Raw genomic sequence first — 16558 nt, forward strand, 5'->3', positions numbered from 1 at the left:
CTCTATATTTTATGAACAGCTTATTTTAATTTTGTAATAAAATTCAATACTAATTTCGTTGAATTAACAGCTGCTTTTTCTAAAAATTGCTCAAAAGAAACATTTGATTCTTTGCCGGCGATGTCAGAAAGAGCACGAAGAATAACAAACGGTACGCCAAATTGATAGCATACTTGAGCAACAGCCGCTGCTTCCATTTCAGCTGCATAAAGGTCTGGAAACTTAGAGCGAACAAACTCTACGCGCACAGGATCGTTCATGAACGAATCTCCTGTAGCAATTAATCCTTTTACAATTTTCATATCCGTTACTTCAAGAGCGCTTTCTTCAGCAAGGCGAACTAGTTTTTCATCTGCTTTAAAAGCTGCAGGCAAGTTTGGCACTTGACCGTATTCATAGTTGAATACCGTTACATCTACATCATGATGACGAACTTCTGTTGAAATAACCGCGTCCCCTACGTTTAACTCTGGATGGAAACCGCCTGCTGATCCTGTGTTAATAACGTAATCAGGTTTGAACTTCTCTAGTAAGATGGCTGTAGATAACGCCGCATTTACTTTTCCAATACCTGATTTTAATAATACAACCTCCACGCCGCTGATTGTTCCTGTTGAGTATTCACATCCTGCGATTACTGTTTCTTGACGATTCTCAATTTTATCGCGTAAAATCGTCACTTCTTCTTCCATTGCTCCAATGATTGCTACTTTCATTTTAAAACCTCTTTCTACTATTGTTTCGTTGCCTCCAATACCCACACAAAGTGATTAAATTGTGTAAAGGTTATGTGAAAACCATTGCTTTCAAAGATTTGCTTTAAGACAGGGATCGTTGTATAGTATTCCCTCTCTAGATCTTCTGCTAGTTGCGTATACCCTTTTTGTTTTGCCTGAACAATGGTATCAGCAAATGAATCCGCTGTTTCAAACATTGTATCGGCAAACACTATTTTACCACCGGTTTGAAGTAACTTTCCATAGTTTATCACAGCTTCTTCTTTTTCTTTATCTGTTAAATGATGAAATGCATACGTACTAACTAAGCTCTCTGCTGGAAACAACGATGTATCAAACTGTAAAAAGTCTCCCGGTGTGACTAAAACATCTGCTCCTAATTTCTGGTGTGCCAATTGTCTCATTGGCACTGACGGCTCAATTCCTACTACCGTAAGTTCTTTTTCTAAAAGTTTTTTTGTTAAGTTTCCAGTGCCTGTTCCAAATTCTATCACATGCCCTATTGAACGGTCTGCTACATATTCTAAGATTTCATTATAATTGCGAAACACTTCTCTATACTGTTCATCTTTCCCGCTTACCGATGCATCATACTCATTCGCCCACTTTTCAAAGATATCTAAAAACTCTAGCCCCATAAAAAACGCCTCCTCATAACTAATAATTCTTATGGATATAGTATGTTTTTAGTCATCGTTTGTTCTTCATTTACAAAGATTTTAAGCTTTTAACTTTCTATTTGCTATACTATAGTAATGAGGTAAGGAGGCCGTAAGATGAATTTTGAATTTGAAATGATTGAAGATAAAATAGAATTTTTTGAAGCGCCTGATGTTAAAATGCTTGAAAAACAAATTGCTGAAAAAATTGATCAAAATAAGGCGATTTTACTTGAGGTACATAGCGTATCTCATCAAATGTCTGTGGACTATGAACAAGGTAAAAAACTGTACTCTGCAGTTGTTCATTTCAAAATAAAAAAGCAGCGCTAGCGCGCTGCTTTTTTTATTGAAGCTTATCCACTACTGCGGGCTTCCAGCCTTCTCCATCTACCCATTCAATTTGAACGCGGTATTTTGTTGATGAGCTGCCTTTAGGACTAACCGTAGCTACAGCTTTACCTACGCCACCGTTATTACCTAGACGCCATACGGTCATATTGCTTGGGCTAATGCCTGACCCTTCGCCTACAGCTTTTAGCATTTCGTTCCAATCCGTTGATCCTTTTTTATATGTTGCTGCAGGAGCATCTTGTGATGTACCTACTGAATCCCATGAAGGATCTACCTTGCGTTCTGCCACGCCAGGCTCTGGATTTTTCTCTACTTCAGCCTGTGAATCTGAGTCGTTTGATTCTTCATCTGTTGCTTGATCATCTTCAGAGCTTTGGTCATCTTCAGAGCTTTGATCGTCCGTTGCTTGATCCTCTGTTGCTTGATCATCTTTCGAAGAATCATCGTCTTTTTTAGCCGTCTTGTCCGTTTTTTGGTCATTTGTTTGCGGATTGTTTTGAGTTGTTTCCGCTTGGTTATCCGATTTATCCTTGTTTCCAAGAATCATCGTACCACCGACAAATACAATTAAAACCGCTACGACAGCAATTAACAGATTATATAATCGGTTTACTTTTTTTTCTTTGTTTTCGTGTCTTGAAGAACGATTGTTATTCATTGCTACAATTTCCTCCAACTTTTATAATGCTTTATTCTAACATGTGTTTTCTTATACATGAAGCATCAAAATTTATTTGAAGTATATTTGTAATATTTTTTACAAATTCTTCTTGTTTTAACGTGTATTTAAGTCATACATCCCTTTAACAATATCATAAAATACGCTGTTTGTGGGAGATATCGCACTTTTTGTATTTAAATCCACTACTACCATTGCGTATTTTGGATCATCTGCCGGAAAGTAACCCGCAAACCATTTATTGACGATATCGGCCTTCACATTGATTTCAGCAGTTCCTGACTTTCCTGCCACTTCATAAGGAAGCGTTTGAAATCTTCTTCCTGTTCCTTTTTCGCTCTGTACGACGCCTTTTAAAAGCTGCTGCATAGAAGCAGCTGTGGCTTCATTAATCGTATCTCCTTTTAGCTCATGCTCTTTAAACGTATACAGTGACGTATTGTTTTTATAGTCCAGCGCATCTACCGCTTTTACCTGCTTCTTTTCTCCTCCCCGTGCAATTGTCGCCATCATATTTGCTACTGCAAGCGGAGTCACTTTTACGTCAAGCTGTCCAATTGCTGTTTGCGCTACAGCATTTGGTACTTTTTTTTCTCTATCATTTGTCCAAACTCTTCCCGATTTTTCTCCTAAAAACTGCTTAAAATGTTCAAAGTGAAACACATCACCCGTCCATCCTACAGGCTGAAGAAGCCCTAACTTATCAGCATATTGTTCAATGATATCCGGATTAGATATTATCATTTCTTTTGCTAGCTGGGCAAACGTTGCATTACAACTTTGCGCAAAGCTTTCTTCAAACGTCAGCTGCCCTTTTTGATGATCTTCTTCTACATTATTGCCATAAATACTTTTATCGCAGTTATAGGTAAAAGAAGGCTGAATTTTATTTTGTTCAAGCGCTGCAGCTGCTGTTACGGTTTTAAATATAGATCCAGGAGTTTGCGGCGTCAGCAAACGATTTTCTACGCTGTCTGAACCGTTTTGCTTTTTAAATGGATCTTTCTTATTAATTGAAGGCCTGCTGGCCATCGCAATTACTTTATTGCTTTTTATATCAATTAAGACGGCTCCTCCGTCTTTTAACTTATAATGATTCAATGTATTCTCCACTAGCTCCTGAGCAGACAAATCAAGCGTCGTACGCACACTGACTGGATAATAAGGGTTAGCTGTGCCCGTATATTTTACATCGATGCCAAACATAGGCCCACCTAGTCGATCAACATGATAAAGGAGCTTAGACTCTTGTTCAGGCAGCAAAAACTCGTCAAAAGCCCTCTGCATCCCTGAGATACCTACAGGCGTAGTTGATTTAATAGCTCCATTTCTCAATTTATCACTGTACTTCTCTTCAATTATTTGTTTGCTTTGTGCTTCTAGTCCGATTAAATGTTCAGCAAGAGGAACTGGACGCTCATCTTTTAGAGGAATTCCAAACACGCCAGGTACCTTTAATGCATTTATTTTTTCGACTTGTGCATGGGATAATTCTTTTGTAATAACAACCGGTGTTTTAGCATTCGCTAGTCTGTTCGTTAATTCCTGTGGTTGCATTCCCACAATTTCGCTTATTTGCTGAACGGGCCACTTCATTTTTTCTAAAAACGGAAATAGAACTAAGCGATTATGCGTGATAGATGTTAAAGACTGTCCATTTTTATCTTCGAATTTCCCTCGCCCGTCGTCTACCACCATTTCCTGCGTACGCTGTTTTACGCTTCCTTCAATTAAGTTAATATTTTTATCAGTAAAAGATTCCGTGCTGACAAGCTGGAGTTGAACAAGCCGTGCTCCCAGTCCACTAATTAATAATAAAATAAAAATAAGAGTAATATAAATTCGCTTGTGAATTATTTTCATGACTACACCTCACTCTTTACAAGTGTCGACGTTGCCATTACTTTTAAAACCATTATCTTAAGAAATATTCATTCTTTTTTTCATTCCATAAAAAAACTTGCTGATTCAGCAAGTTTTTATTATTCATTTTCCGTTAAAAATTGTTGAGTTGTTCGTAGCTTTCCTATTTTCGGAAAGATGTAAGAAAGAGTGGCTTCATGCTCTTCTTTTGTAAATGTCGCCATGGCATCCGTGATAAAAATTTGGTTATATCCATACTGAAATGCTTCACGAGCTGTGCTTTCCACACCAATATTTGTTGCAATTCCGCAAAGGACAATTGTATCAATTCCTCTTCGGCGAAGCTGAAGGTCTAAATCTGTCCCAAAAAAGGCTCCCCACTGACGTTTTGTCACAATGTAATCAGTCTCTTGAACATTAAGTCTTGGATCGAATTCTGCCCAGTCTGCAGGTCTTTCTTGAGGAGCAGATGGCTTTTGATCCGTTTCTGGCGTCAACGCATCTTTTCCATCTTGAAAATCTACTCGTACAAAGCTAATAAATCCATTTTGTTCGCGGAAACGATTCACAAGCTGAACAGATTTTTCTACAATTTCGTCTCCTCCAATTGGAACAATCCCTTTTTGTAAATCAATTAAAACAAGCGCTGTTTTAGTAAAATCGATATCTTTCATCTTCATCTTTCCTTTCCTACATATCTTTTCTATTCTCTCCGTTTTTTTAAATCATATAAAAAAAGCTGACGAGTGTCAGCTTTTTTACTTACGAGCATTCAGTAGAACGCTTCCAACCATATGTTTTACTTAACAGATACAATTTTCACTGACATATCTCCACCAGGAGTTTGAACAGTTACTTGATCTCCAATTTGTTTGCCCATTAGACTTTTAGCAATTGGCGAATCATTTGAAATTTTCCCTTCAAATGGATCTGCTTCTGCACTACCTACAATTGTATACGTTTCTTCGTCACCATCTGGCAACTCTACAAATGTTACAGATTTACCTAATGATACGATAGAAGAATTTTCTACATCTTCTTCAATAATTTTCGCATTGCGAATCATATTCTCAAGCGTTGTAATACGTCCTTCCACGAAAGCCTGCTCGTCTTTTGCAGAATCGTACTCAGAGTTCTCCGATAAATCTCCAAAACTGCGGGCGATCTTGATACGCTCTACAACTTCTTTACGTTTTACTGTTTTTAAATATTCTAGCTCTTGCTCTAGCTTTAGCTTTCCTTCTTCTGTCATTGGAAATACTTTTTCTTGTGCCATAATCCCTTCACTCCTTCTTGAACTCAAAATCTCTAGTGTATACAGTCGATTTCTGTATGTACAAAAAATTTTCCACTCTGTGGAAAAATCAGTTAATAGAGAAATGACAGCTTCAAAATAGAAGCTGCTCGTTTCTCTATTCTTTATAATGTTTGTGTTTAGTTAGCAGAATATGTCTGCATTGTCTTCAAAAAAATTCCTGCATCTATGCTATGTTATTATAAAATGGCATTTTGTTCAAGAATTGTTTGAATTTTAGTGACCATCAAGTCAATCGCTACGTGGTTTTGACCGCCTTCAGGAATGATAATATCTGCATAGCGTTTTGTTGGTTCAACAAACTGATTATGCATCGGGCGAACGACAGATACGTATTGATCAACAACTGACTCAAGCGTACGCTCTCGTTCTTTAATATCACGAAGCATACGACGAATGATACGAAGATCCGCATCTGTATCTACGTATAGCTTGATATCCATTAAATTACGCAAGCGCTGATCTTCTAGTACAAGAATACCTTCTAAGATAATAACATCTTTTGGTTCTTCTTTAATTACCTTCTCAGAGCGCGTATGAATTGCGTAATCATATACCGGTTTGTCAATGCTCTCATAATTTAATAAGTTTTGCAAGTGTTCAATCAGCAAATCATTATCAAATGCTAGAGGATGATCGTAATTTGTTTGCAAACGCTGTTCAAACGGTACATCGCTTTGATCTTTATAATAATAGTCTTGCTCAAGAAGCATAATAGAATGCCCTTTAAAATACTCATAAATAGCTTTGGTTACAGTTGTTTTACCAGAACCGGATCCACCAGCGATACCGATTACAACGGGCTTTTTCCCCATTTTATATTTAAATCCCCTTTCGCATCATGTTATATGAAAATAGAGGTTGGTCCACTTTAAATTTCACAATTTGCAGCGGATGACGCGCAGCATCTAGTTCATTGCCATCTTCGTCCCAAATTTTATCTATTTTTTGCGTAAAGTTTTTAATTTCCGGACCAAAAAATTCCACTTCTTCTCCCGGTTTAAAATAGTTACGCTGTTGCAATGTCACGATGCTTGTTTCTTCATCATAATTCAATACTAAACCAGCAAAATCAAATTTTGTTTTCTTGCCGTGTACGCCAAACATTTGTTCATCCACTCCAGGAACCCCTTCAAAAAAGGCGGGAGCCGTATCGCGGTTCGCACATTTGTCTAGCTCATCAAGCCATTCTTTTTGAATCACAAAATTCTCAGGATCTGCACAGTATGCGTCAATCACTTTGCGATATACGCTCACCACTGTTGCAATATAGTGGATCGACTTCATACGTCCTTCAATTTTCAAGCTATCAATACCCAGCTCAATCATTTGGGGGATAGATTGAATTAAATTTAAATCTTTTGGACTCATTGCAAACGGATCGTCTTGCTCATCAAATAAAGGCGTTTCCGTTTTACCGTCTTCTACTTTAAATAAATCATAGTCCCAACGGCATGATTGACAGCAGCCTCCACGGTTTGAATCACGCGCTGTCATGTGGTTACTTAGCACGCAGCGGCCTGAATAAGCAATACACATCGCTCCGTGAATAAAAGCTTCAATTTCAATATCCACTTTTTCTTTCATTTCGCGCATTTCTTCAGCACCCGTTTCACGAGCAAGTACAACACGTTCTAATCCTTCTTCTTTCCAGAATTGAACGGCTTTCCAGTTTGAAAGTGATTGCTGGGTACTTAAGTGTACTTCAAGCTTAGGTGCAACGCGTCGACAGGTTTCGATAATTAACGGATCAGCTACGATGATTCCAGAAACGCCAGCGCGCTCTAATCCCATTAAATAATCTTCAAGTCCGTCCATATTTTCATTGTGAGCAAAAATGTTTGTTGTAACATAAATACGTGCGCCGTATTTGTTTGCAAACTGAACACCTTCTGCCATTTCTTCAAATGTAAAGTTATCTGCATTTGAACGAAGGCCAAACTCTTTTCCTCCGATAAACACAGCATCTGCTCCATAGTGTACGGCAACTTTTAATTTTTCAAGGTTACCGGCTGGAGCTAACAACTCAGGCTTTTTAGTAATAACTCGTTTACCTTCTACTACAGTATCGATTTGAACAGCCATCGTTTGTACCTCCTTTGTTTATCTTTCTTTGCATGCTTTTTAATATACCGTTTCTTTAAAGAAAAACCCTGTGTCTAACGGGCGGTTAATTGGCTGCAAGCTTTCAATTTCTTCTAACAAATCGTCTTTAACGTTTTCGTATTCTTCACGGTCATCTACACATAAATCAATCGCTTGACGATATTTTTTTGTTACTTCTAAAATATATTGCGGTGACTTTAATACGCCGTCAATTTTAAATACATCTACTTCAGCGTCAATCATTTCGGAAAGCTCATCGATAATGCACATATCATTTGGACTCATAATGTGCGTTCCATTTTCATCTTCGAAAATTGGATACTTATTGTTTCGCTCATTATCAAGTAAAAACATATCTTTTTCTACTTTACGATTTTCAATTTCCATGACTTTTCCTTGATACTCAAAGTAGTTGCCAAGAAGTGAACGTTTCGATTGGAACATACACGTCATGCCATGCACCTGAACTTCAATTTCTACTTCGGCTTTTTCTTTGATATCAATGATGCTATCCATGCTTAGCTCACGAGCAAGAACTGCACGCTTAGCTCCTTTGCGGCCCCAGTAGTTACATGAATACCAGTTTGTTCCCGTTGTTTCAGTACTCCAGTGCATCTTCATTTCTGGAGCTGTTTCACGCACTGCCATTAATACAGCCGGATCTCCAAATACAATCGCATCCACGCTTGCTTCTTTTAAGAATAAAATATATTCATTTAATTCGGCGATTTTATCATTGTGAAATAATCCGTTCATCGCTACGTAGACTTTTGCATCATGCTGATGAGCAATATTTACAGCTTCTACGATATCTTCACGTTTGAATTCACCTGCTAAACGCAAACCGTAGCGCTGTTCACCAACCATAATAGCTGTTGCTCCAGCTTGTAGTAATGATTCGATTTCCGAAACTGCAGTTGGTGTCACTAATAGTTCTGGTTTTTTCATTCTTGGTCACCTCTTTTAATACTAATCGCGATTCCGTCTCCAATAGGGAGAATAGTTGTATAATAATCGGGATGATTCATCAGCCACGTATTGTATGCTTGAATTTTTTTAATTAAGCTGCGGCGTCGACGTGTTTCTACTTCCGCCAAATCGGTCGCTACGTGACCTTTAAATAGTACGTTATCCGAAATAATCATTCCTTTAGAAGATAGCATCGGCTCATAATGTTCGAAAAAACGCTGATACTGACCTTTAGCTGCATCGATAAAGACTGCATCATAAGGACCATGACGTTCAATTTCATCTCTAAGCTCAAGTGCATCTCCAAACAACGACACAATTTTATCTTGTTTTCCCGCCCGTTCAATAAACTCTTGCGCTTTTTGGTAACGCTCTTCATTTCGTTCTACCGTAACCACTCGTGCCTCTGGAAGCGCATGGGTGATTCGAATAGACGAATATGCAATCGCTGTTCCAATTTCTAATATATGTTTTGGCTGATGAAGACGAAGAATTTGCAATAGCGTTTCAACACCAATCAATTCCATAATCGGAACGTGATGTTCTTCTGCATAAGCTTCCATTTCTTCAATAAGCTCCTGGCGCTTAGGAATAAGCTTTTCCACATACTGCTCTACGTTTTGTAAAAGCAAAACACTTCCTCCGTTCTCAGAAGTACATTTTACATTATGTTTTCATAACGTTTCATTACTGCAAAATAGTAAGACAACTAGTCTATTATAAGTTTTTTTCGTTTTTACGTAAACCCGATATATTTTAACATAAAAGATGGGGAATGCGAAGTATCGCGATTCCCCAATTTTAAATTTCCAATTATTTTTCGGTATTTTGCTTTTCTTTACCTGTAATATGCTTGGCTTTTTCTTTGTTATGTTCTTCTAACGTTTTGGTAAAAATAACTTTTCCTTCAGGTGTAGCCAAGAAGTATAAATAATCTGTATTGGCTGGATGTAACGCAGCTTTGATTGACATCAATCCAGAGCTGGCAATTGGTCCTGGAGGCAACCCCTTTACTTTATACGTATTGTAAGGAGAGTCCACTTCTAAATGCTTATAGAACACCCGGTCTTTATGCTCTCCTAAGGCATATAATACGGTTGGATCCGTTTGAAGAGGCATGTTTTTTTCAAGGCGATTATAAAAGACGCTGGCAATTTTTTCTCGGTCGACTTTCGCAGTCGCTTCCTCTTCAATTAGAGAAGACATGGTTAACAATTTATGTGCACTAAATTTTTTCTTTTCCATTTGCCCACTGTACTGACCTAATACATTATTTGTTTTCCCTACCATTTTATCCAATATTTCATCTAACGACACATTTTTATCATAAAAATCATACGTAACGGGATATAAATAACCTTCTAGCGGATGTTTAATATCTTTTTGCATCACTTCATCCGTTACTAAATCTGGATACTTTTCTTTCATTTTATTGATGAATGCCTTATCGTCTAGCTTTTTCATGACTTCGTCTTTTGTAAACTTTGTATTTTTAGCAATGATATCAGCAATTTCGACAAGCTGGCGTCCTTCTGGAATGGTGACACGAATATCAGGTTGTTTTGAAACCTCGCCTTTTTCCATTTTTTCAACCATTTCCCCTAAGCTCATGGAAGGAGAAAATAAATACGTTCCAGCTTGAAATCCAGATACATGGGTTAATTTCACGTAATAGCGAAAGGCACTTTTACTTTTAATTAAATCTTCTTTTTTCAATACCGTACCAATCGATTGAACGGAAGAACCTTGTGGAATGGTCACATTTACTTTTTTATTGCTGTTTCGATCCACGGGTGTTAAGCGGGATTGAGCATAGAAAAATGCACCGCCAACAAGTAAAAGAAGTACGATAATTGTAATAAAAATAACTCGTTTTTTCCTTGAACGATTAGGTGGTAAAAATGTTTGTTGCGACAAGCAGCTTCCTGGTTAAATCTACTTCTGTAAAAGAAGATACAACCAGTTTCACCTCTTTTCTTCTTGATTTTTTGTAAGTATGAACAGAGAGGATACATGAGATTGCGATTCATTCGTATCTCCTATAGGTGTGAGATGGTATCGCTTCCTTAAACTATCGCCTCTCCTAAATTTTTTCCATGATTTATGTTATTGTCTGCCCAAAGTCTAGTTTCATCCGTTCAAACAATGAATTCTTTTATTAAAATGCACTCTCACACGCAGGAATTATTATACTACAATTTATCTCATTTTTCGTCATTATCATACAATCTCCCCTAAGAATGCAAGGAAAAACCTTTTTATATCTAAAAAGAACGGCCGCTATGTAAAAAAAAGCTGATAACGATTGTCATCAGCTTTTTCACTATAATTATTCGCCTTCTTCGTCAAGGAATGTGTTAACCATTTCCTCAACCATGTCCCACTCTTCTTCTGTTTCAATCGGTTGAAGCTCGCCGTCTTGACCGTCTTCACTTGGTGTGAAAGCAGATGCATGAATTTCAATTTCTTCTTCATCATCTTGGTCTGCTCCGATTGGATAGTAAATTACATATGATTTGTTATATTGATCAGAATCAAATGTGAATAAAATTTCGCATAGTTGCTCATTTCCATTCTCATCGACGATTGTAATTTTATTTTCTTCTACGCTCATGTTTGCACCTCATTTTATATTGTAAGCTCTTAGCTTAACTTTTTCTTCAGCGAAAAGCAAGCTGTTCAGTTATTTCACTTCCCTTTTACGTACAAAAGAATATGTAAAAGGGAAAGTCATAACTTGTCAGCTTAAGCAAAGCCTGCTGCTTTTCTTATTGCTTGCTGTCTAAGTATCCTTGAAGAATCATAACAGCTGCCATTTTATCGATTACTTTTTTGCGTTTCTTGCGGCTTACGTCGGCAGACAGCAGTACTCGCTCTGCTGCCATCGTTGACAAGCGCTCGTCCCACATCATCGTTTCAATGTTAAGTTTTTCTTTGACGTTGTCAGCAAACTCGATGCACGCTTCGCCTCGAGGGCCAATCGTACCATTCATATTTTTAGGAAGACCCACTACGATTTTCTCTACGGAATATTCGTCAATTAACTGCTGTAAACGAGGATATGATTGCTCCATCTGCTCATCTGCAATTTTAATTGTTTCAATTCCTTGCGCTGTCCATCCCATTTCATCACTAACTGCCACACCAATTGTTTTGGTTCCTACATCTAATCCTAATACGCGCATTTATGAATCCTTTCGATGCTGTTGTAAATAAGATTTAACAAGTTCTTCAATGAGCTCGTCTCGCTCTAACTGGCGAATTGTGTTTCTCGCATCGTTATGACGAGGAATGTAAGCAGGGTCTCCTGATAACAAATACCCAACGATTTGGTTAATCGGGTTGTAGCCTTTTTCTTGCAGTGCGTCATAAACCGTAAACAATACTTCATGTACGTTTGTTTCAGCTGGCTCATCTTGAAAATTAAATTGCATGGTTTTATCAAATGAACTCACGGTCCCACCTCACTCTCTTAATTTGTGAACACATTGTGCACTATGCTAAGTCTTATTTATATTGTACACCAAGAAAGAGGAGAATTAAACGGATTTAACCCATTCTTCTACAGTGCCAAGTGCTTTTTCAATTTGGCTAGCGTCTTTTCCTCCAGCTTGCGCCATGTCAGGGCGTCCGCCTCCGCCTCCGCCGCAAATCGTTGCTACTTCTTTAACAAGTTTGCCAGCATGATGGCCTTTAGCAATTAAATCTTTTGTTACACCTGCAATAATATTTACCTTTTCACCTTGTGGAGAAGCTAATACGATCACAGCAGATTCTAATTTTTGTTTTAAATCATCAACCATTGCACGAAGGTTATTCATATCCGTTGCATTCACTTTTGCTGCTAGGACATTTACACCATTAATGTTTTGTACGCGGTCAACAAGATTGCCAGCTTCAATATTGCCAAGCTTTGTAGATAGTGAATCATTTTCACGCTGAAGATTACGAATTTCTTCTAGTAATCCTTCAACGCGCCCTACTAAATCGCGCGGGTTGGATTTTACTTTTGCCGCAGCTTCTTTTAGTAAACCTACTTGATCATTCATTAACTGATAGGCAGCTTTTCCAGTTACAGCTTCAATACGTCGAGTACCTGCACCGATTCCAGATTCTGATACAATTTTAAATAAACCGATAACAGATGTATTTGGTACGTGACATCCACCACATAATTCTAAGCTGTAGTCGCCTACTTGTACTACGCGCACGATATCTCCGTATTTCTCACCAAATAGTGCCATTGCACCCATCGCTTTTGCTTCGTCAATTGCTTTGTTTTCAATTTGTACAGAGATGCTGTCCCAAATCTTTTCATTAACGATTTGTTCAATTTTCTCAATCTCTTCTTGTGTCACTTGACCAAAGTGAGAGAAGTCAAAGCGCAAGCGATCCGCTGTTACTAAAGAACCCGCTTGATTAACATGCGTTCCTAACGTATCTTTTAATGCTTGATGCAATAAATGCGTTGCCGTATGGTTTTTCACAATCGCACTGCGGTTTTCTTCATCAAGCGTTGCCATGTATGTTTCACCTTTTACAAGCTCACCGCTTGTTACAGATACCGTTTGGACATTTTGACCATTTGGCGCTTTTTGAACGTCTTTTACTTCCGCTTTTCCTGAAGCACTTTGGATCGTACCTTGGTCCGCAATTTGACCGCCGCTTTCTGCGTAGAATGGCGTGTGGCTTAAGATGACTTGCGCTTCTGTTCCAGCTTCAGCACGGTCAACAAGCTTACCGTCTACAATAATTGCTTCAACAACTGTTTCTACTTCATTTTTATCATAGCCCACAAACTCACTTGCAACCGTTACTTCACCAAGTACGCCGCCTTGAACTTGCATAGAACTAGAATCTTGACGAGCAGCACGCGCACGCTCACGCTGTGCTTCCATTTCACGTTCAAAACCTGCATGATCGATTTTCATGTTCTCATCTTCTGCGTATTCTTCCGTTAATTCAACAGGGAAGCCATACGTATCATATAGACGGAAAACATCTTCGCCTTGTACCGTATCACTGTTTTGCGCTTTTTCTTTTTTAATAACAGTTGCCAAGATAGCTAGTCCGTCATTTAACGTTTCGTGAAAACGCTCTTCTTCATTTTTGACTACGCGCTGGATAAAATCCGTTTTTTCCTTTACTTCCGGATAGAAATCAACCATGATTTCACCTACTACCGGCACTAGGTCGTACATGAACGGACGATTAATGTTTAACTTTTTAGCATAGCGAACTGCTCGGCGTAACAAACGACGCAGCACATACCCGCGGCCTTCATTTGAAGGAAGAGCACCATCACCTACAGCAAATGTTACCGTACGAATGTGGTCAGCAATGACTTTAAATGCCGTATCTTGCTCATCATTTGTACGATATTTAGCGCCTGAAATATTTTCTGTTGCTTCAATAATTGGCATAAACAAATCTGTATCAAAGTTTGTTTGCACATCTTGAATAACAGAAACCATACGCTCTAAGCCCATTCCTGTATCAATATTTTTCTTTGGAAGCGGCGTGTACGTATTATCAGGATTATGATTAAACTGAGAAAATACAAGGTTCCAAATTTCTAAATAACGCTCATTTTCTCCACCTGGATATAATTCGGGATCAGTTAGGTCATTTCCATATGCTTCTCCGCGATCATAAAAGATCTCTGTATTTGGACCACTCGGACCTTCTCCAATATCCCAGAAGTTACCTTCTAAACGAATGATACGCTCTTTAGGCACGCCCATTTTTTCATTCCAGATCTTAAATGCTTCTTCATCTTCAGGGTGAACTGTTACGGATAGCTTATCTGCGTCGAATCCAATCCATTTATCGCTCGTTAAGAATTCCCATGCCCATTGGATTGCTTCTTCTTTGAAATAATCACCGATAGAGAAGTTACCAAGCATTTCAAAAAACGTATGATGGCGAGCCGTTTTACCTACGTTTTCGATATCGTTTGTACGAATAGATTTTTGTGCGTTACAAATACGCGGATTTTGAGGAATAACACGACCATCAAAATATTTTTTTAATGTAGCTACTCCACTGTTAATCCATAATAAAGATGGATCTTCATGCGGAACTAAAGATGCGCTTGGTTCTACATCATGGCCTTTTTCTTTAAAGAAATCTAAATACATTTGACGAACTTGTGCTGACGTCAGTTTTTTCATGATTGGTCCTCCTTTAATACTCTTCTTATTTATAGACAAAAAAATGATGACATAAAAGCATCTATTTTCCCTGTGTCCAAAAGTAATTGCTAGTTATTTGCACACAAAAAAACTCTCATCCCTATAGCAGGGACGAGAGTTGAACTCGCGGTACCACCCTGATTATAAATGCCAAAAGCATTTATCACCTTCATAGCGTTAACGTTGCTGACACGGCAGGTTTTAGCCTGCACTCTGGACTAGCGTTCAGCTGCTCTTTGTTTAGCGCTTCTTTCAGCCAAGGAAGCCCTTCTCTAAAAACCAGTGTGCAACGTACTCGATCCATCATTGTGTTCAAAATATGTAGCGTTTTCTTATGGCGATATTATGACAAATTAACCGCTCTTTGTCAATGTTTGAGCGTATAAGAGCGAATATGCAAAATAGATATTTTAACGACTGCTAAAATTGGCACAGCCAAAATGAGACCCAATACTCCTCCAAACTCTCCTCCTAAAAGGAGCGCAAGCATGATAAACAAAGGATGAATATGAAGGCTCTTTCCTACGATAAGCGGAGACAGCACATTTCCTTCTAGAAACTGCAGCACAAAGATAATAATGACAATGGTAATAACCAACTTTATCGAGATAGTTGCTGCAATAATAGCTGCTGGAACCGCACCAATAATCGGGCCAAAATACGGAATGATATTCGTTACGCCAATAATAAAGCCTAAAAGAAGTGCATAAGGTACATGAAAGAACCAAAGTGCTGCTGTGGCAATCACACCAATAATGAGACAAACAAAAAATTGTCCTCTAATATAATTGCCAAGCGATTCATTCACATCCGATAAAAAACGTTCGCCTGGTTTGTGCCACTTTTTAGGTGTGACATAAGCTGTTGCTTTCTTAATAGAGGAAAAATCCTTCAGCATATAAAAAACAATAAATGGAATAATGATTAAAATCAAAAAAGAGGTAATCAATGATTTTAATCCTTCCGCCACTTTTGTAAGCCACACGTTGAGCGTAGCCTCTACATCATCAATGCTGCCTTCAATTTTCTCATGTACACCGTTTGGAAGTGAAGTTGTACGATCATGAATCGATTCTACCCAATGTCTATATGTATTCGTAAAATGAGGCAGCTGTTCATTTAAATCTTTTACTTGTTCCACAAAAATAGGATACGACTTATAGGCTCCGAACCCGATTCCTCCAAAAAAGATAATGTAGATCAGTAAAATAGCTAGAGGACGAGGCACGCCTTTATCATGCGTTTTTTCAATAAGCGGATGAAGTAAATATGTAATGAATGCTGCAATAAAAAAAGGCAGCAGTGCTTTTAAAAACATGTAAATAACAGGCAGCCATAAAAACTGGACTTTAAAAAAGACTAATACGCACAGCAGTGCTAATAACAGCAGTCCGAATCTATAGAACCATTTGAATGAACTATCTTTCAACGTAAACTCCTCCTCCCTTCTATTTTTTGATAAAGAAAGGAGTTTATACATGCAGTTGTATCTTCTGCCTGCAAAAAAGCACTATTGCAGCTCAGTGCAATAGTGCTTTTTTATTAGTGAATAGCTTTCATCATACGTTTACGCATTTTTTTCATATTTCTTTTTGTAAACATCTCTCGATCATCTGCCATTTTAAATGCATAAGCTCCAAGACCGAAAGCGACTACTGACGGAATGATTCTGCCCATTGCTC

Annotated in this window: 18 protein-coding genes; 1 reads left to right on the forward strand and 17 read right to left on the reverse strand. The window is 38.2% G+C overall.

Annotated elements, in window-relative coordinates; translation table 11 throughout:
- Window positions 1-20: 20 nt before the first annotated feature.
- Window positions 21-716 (reverse strand): 5'-methylthioadenosine/S-adenosylhomocysteine nucleosidase, encoded by a 696-nt coding sequence (gene mtnN, locus MKX72_RS23195; protein ID WP_028411671.1) that lies wholly within the window; start codon window positions 714-716, stop codon window positions 21-23.
- Between the two features lie 17 nt (window positions 717-733).
- The gene (locus MKX72_RS23200; protein ID WP_013059274.1) at window positions 734-1375 is read right to left on the reverse strand and encodes a class I SAM-dependent methyltransferase; all 642 of its coding nucleotides are present in this window, start codon (window positions 1373-1375) and stop codon (window positions 734-736) included.
- A gap of 138 nt (window positions 1376-1513) precedes the next feature.
- On the opposite strand from MKX72_RS23200, the gene MKX72_RS23205 reads away from it, so the two are divergent.
- Window positions 1514-1729, forward strand: coding sequence for a YrzA family protein (locus MKX72_RS23205; protein ID WP_033579671.1), 216 nt, complete (start codon window positions 1514-1516; stop codon window positions 1727-1729).
- Window positions 1730-1742: 13 nt separating this feature from the next.
- On the opposite strand, the gene MKX72_RS23210 is transcribed toward MKX72_RS23205, so the two are convergent.
- The 15 genes from MKX72_RS23210 to MKX72_RS23280 form a co-directional block, all read right to left on the reverse strand.
- Complete coding sequence (locus MKX72_RS23210) at window positions 1743-2408, reverse strand: YrrS family protein (protein ID WP_033579670.1); 666 nt, start codon at window positions 2406-2408, stop codon at window positions 1743-1745.
- A 117-nt stretch (window positions 2409-2525) separates the two neighbouring features.
- A complete protein-coding gene (locus MKX72_RS23215; RefSeq protein ID WP_155007634.1) occupies window positions 2526-4292 on the reverse strand; it encodes a peptidoglycan D,D-transpeptidase FtsI family protein in 1767 nt (588 codons plus the stop codon).
- Between the two features lie 119 nt (window positions 4293-4411).
- Window positions 4412-4972 (reverse strand): isochorismatase family protein, encoded by a 561-nt coding sequence (locus MKX72_RS23220; RefSeq protein WP_372456109.1) that lies wholly within the window; start codon window positions 4970-4972, stop codon window positions 4412-4414.
- Between the two features lie 119 nt (window positions 4973-5091).
- Window positions 5092-5568, reverse strand: coding sequence for a transcription elongation factor GreA (gene greA, locus MKX72_RS23225; RefSeq protein ID WP_013059279.1), 477 nt, complete (start codon window positions 5566-5568; stop codon window positions 5092-5094).
- Window positions 5569-5786: 218 nt separating this feature from the next.
- Window positions 5787-6422: a uridine kinase gene (gene udk, locus MKX72_RS23230; protein WP_028411675.1), complete on the reverse strand. Its 636-nt coding sequence runs from the start codon at window positions 6420-6422 to the stop codon at window positions 5787-5789.
- A gap of 7 nt (window positions 6423-6429) precedes the next feature.
- Complete coding sequence (locus MKX72_RS23235; RefSeq protein WP_028411676.1) at window positions 6430-7692, reverse strand: peptidase U32 family protein; 1263 nt, start codon at window positions 7690-7692, stop codon at window positions 6430-6432.
- A gap of 39 nt (window positions 7693-7731) precedes the next feature.
- Window positions 7732-8661, reverse strand: coding sequence for a peptidase U32 family protein (locus tag MKX72_RS23240; protein WP_028411677.1), 930 nt, complete (start codon window positions 8659-8661; stop codon window positions 7732-7734).
- Complete coding sequence (locus tag MKX72_RS23245; RefSeq protein WP_028411678.1) at window positions 8658-9314, reverse strand: O-methyltransferase; 657 nt, start codon at window positions 9312-9314, stop codon at window positions 8658-8660. Before MKX72_RS23245 ends, MKX72_RS23240 begins: the two co-directional genes overlap by 4 nt.
- Window positions 9315-9495: 181 nt before the next feature.
- Window positions 9496-10599, reverse strand: coding sequence for an endolytic transglycosylase MltG (gene mltG, locus MKX72_RS23250; protein WP_028411679.1), 1104 nt, complete (start codon window positions 10597-10599; stop codon window positions 9496-9498).
- 412 nt (window positions 10600-11011) lie between these two features.
- Window positions 11012-11296 (reverse strand): DUF1292 domain-containing protein, encoded by a 285-nt coding sequence (locus MKX72_RS23255; protein ID WP_013059285.1) that lies wholly within the window; start codon window positions 11294-11296, stop codon window positions 11012-11014.
- A gap of 154 nt (window positions 11297-11450) precedes the next feature.
- Entirely contained in the window at window positions 11451-11867 is a 417-nt protein-coding gene (gene ruvX, locus MKX72_RS23260) for a Holliday junction resolvase RuvX (protein ID WP_013059286.1), read from the reverse strand.
- Window positions 11868-12137 (reverse strand): IreB family regulatory phosphoprotein, encoded by a 270-nt coding sequence (locus MKX72_RS23265; RefSeq protein WP_013059287.1) that lies wholly within the window; start codon window positions 12135-12137, stop codon window positions 11868-11870. It abuts the gene before it with no gap.
- An 84-nt stretch (window positions 12138-12221) separates the two neighbouring features.
- Entirely contained in the window at window positions 12222-14855 is a 2634-nt protein-coding gene (alaS, locus tag MKX72_RS23270) for an alanine--tRNA ligase (protein ID WP_155007633.1), read from the reverse strand.
- Window positions 14856-15243: 388 nt separating this feature from the next.
- Window positions 15244-16305 (reverse strand): AI-2E family transporter, encoded by a 1062-nt coding sequence (locus MKX72_RS23275; protein ID WP_028411681.1) that lies wholly within the window; start codon window positions 16303-16305, stop codon window positions 15244-15246.
- Window positions 16306-16418: 113 nt separating this feature from the next.
- Window positions 16419-16553, reverse strand: a complete 135-nt coding sequence (locus MKX72_RS23280) for a YrzQ family protein (RefSeq protein ID WP_013059291.1) — start codon at window positions 16551-16553, stop codon at window positions 16419-16421.
- Window positions 16554-16558: the final 5 nt, after the last annotated feature.

It is taken from the genome of Priestia sp. FSL R5-0597, assembly GCF_038006305.1.
GTDB lineage: Bacteria > Bacillota > Bacilli > Bacillales > Bacillaceae_H > Priestia > Priestia zanthoxyli.